The organism is Xenorhabdus sp. SGI246 (genome assembly GCF_040838225.1).
Taxonomy (GTDB): Bacteria; Pseudomonadota; Gammaproteobacteria; order Enterobacterales; family Enterobacteriaceae; genus Xenorhabdus; species Xenorhabdus indica.
In genome coordinates, this window is sequence record NZ_JBFPEZ010000122.1 from 1 (window position 1) to 1,828 (window position 1,828).

Sequence of the window (1,828 nt, forward strand, 5' to 3'; positions counted from 1 at the left end):
GCCAAGAGTTTCCATCTCTGTGCCAGCCCGCCCAATATTTGCAATAAAATTTGTGAGGACAAAGAATTAGCCTGTTCAGTTTGCATTAAACACGCATTAACACATTCACGAGGGTTACTTTTCCAGAGCGCATCGCGGATATCTTGAGGAGCACTGACCAATAAGGCACGTATCTGATTGATAGCCTGTGTTTTAGCTTTGACCGCACTGCGTCTGGCAACGCCGGTGATCCGTAATGCCTCACAGATACCGGATGGTTGTTTAGGAATAGCCTGCGTTCTGCCTGCCAGCACCGTCCGGGCTGCACATTCTGCATCCAGTGGGTCAGACTTTCCATTCTGTCGTCGCATTGAACGATCTGGTCGCGTGATCTCCAAGACTTCAATACCCTTTTTAATCAAAAAACGGGTCAGGCCCGCCCCATAAGTTCCGGTTCCCTCGATGCTGGCCTGATTCACGGTTCCCCATGTTTGCGCCCAGCTCAGCAATTGCTGATATCCTGCCAGATTAGTTTCAACGGTTCGGGTACCGAGTAATCTTGATCGCTGTGAAACATCACACCTTGTGGCTTTCCTCTTGATTCAAATGCCATTGTTAAGGCTTTCTTCGTTAACTCAGCGTCGGGCGAAAATGACATCGCCCAACCGACGGGTTTACGCGCAAATAAGTCGAGAACCCCCGCTAAATACGCCCAACGTTGACCTGTCCAGATGTAGGTGATGTCACCACACCAAACCTGATTGGGTTCCGTAACAGCAAATTGGCGGTCAAGATGGTTTGGAATATCAACATGTTCCTGCTCCTTTCGTGAATACCGATGTTTGGGTTGTTGACGACTGACCAGCCCGAGTTCAGTCATGAGTTTTCCGGCCCGCCATCGGCCTAATGGGATCCCCTCACGGGTAACTATCGAGGCTCGTTCGTGCTCCGGCAGAACCGTGACTTTTGTTAAAGGCTTCACGAACCCGGCTTTTTAGCGTTACGCGAGCAGAGTCTGGCCGCTTGACTCGCTTGTGCCAGGCCTGATAACTACTGCGATGAACCCCGAACAGTTGGCAAAGGGAAACCACCGGATAATGCACTCTGAATTGCTCGATTAACGAGAACTGTTCATGGAGTCCGACATCAAGAGTGCTGAGGCTTTTTTTAATACATCGTTTTCCATTTCAAGGCGTTGCAGTTTCTTTTTCAGTTCGCGTATTTCAATTTGCTCCGGCGTGATGGGTGAGGCTTTGGGTGATTGGCCTTGTCGCTCCTGTTTTAACTGGCGAACCCAAGATTCCATTGCCGATTTACTCACATTCATCGCCTTCGCGGCTTCTCTTATGCTGTAATGCTGGTCAAGGACTGGCTGGGCAGATTCCAGTTTAAATTCGGGGCTGAAACGTCTTTTCATCATGTCACCTATTTGCGTGTTGAAGTGAGAATATCACCTCTATAACGGTGACCAAAATCATTGGACCACATCAATTCCCTGGCCGTTACCCAAAGCGCCAGCCGGATATTTCACCTGCAATGGTCAGGCATTTGATAAAACGCTCTATCCCCAATTGGCAGAAGCCTACCCCTCCGGGATACTGCCCCGAGTTACGCGGTGAGTTTATTCGCGGTTGGGATGACGGAGGGCGCAAAGTCGATGCAGATAAGGGGCGTGAGATTTTGAGTTGGCAGGCCGATGAATTTAAATCCCATTCACATACTTATCAAACAATCAATGAACCAGGAAATGGAAGAGCAGCTGGCGGAGGTGCAGGATTTCACAAATTTACAACAGATAAGACTGGCGGTAACGAAACCCGCCCTCGTAACGTAATACCGCTCGCTTAAG

At 49.4% G+C, this 1,828-nt stretch carries 1 protein-coding gene and 2 pseudogenes; 1 reads left to right on the plus strand and 2 read right to left on the minus strand.

Going from position 1 to position 1,828, the window contains the following annotated elements:
• Both ABLA85_RS18160 and ABLA85_RS18165 read right to left on the minus strand, forming a co-directional pair.
• On the minus strand, positions 1-581 hold a 581-nt coding region (locus ABLA85_RS18160; protein ID WP_367965733.1), incomplete at its 3' end, for a transposase.
• Positions 500-1,399: pseudogene (locus tag ABLA85_RS18165) on the minus strand (IS3 family transposase); the annotation flags it as partial. The pseudogene ABLA85_RS18165 and the gene ABLA85_RS18160, both read right to left, overlap by 82 nt.
• Positions 1,400-1,469: 70 nt before the next feature.
• Here ABLA85_RS18165 and ABLA85_RS18170 point away from each other — a divergent pair.
• Positions 1,470-1,689 (plus strand): annotated as a pseudogene (locus tag ABLA85_RS18170) (phage tail protein); the annotation flags it as partial.
• Between the last annotated feature and the right edge of the window lie 139 nt (positions 1,690-1,828).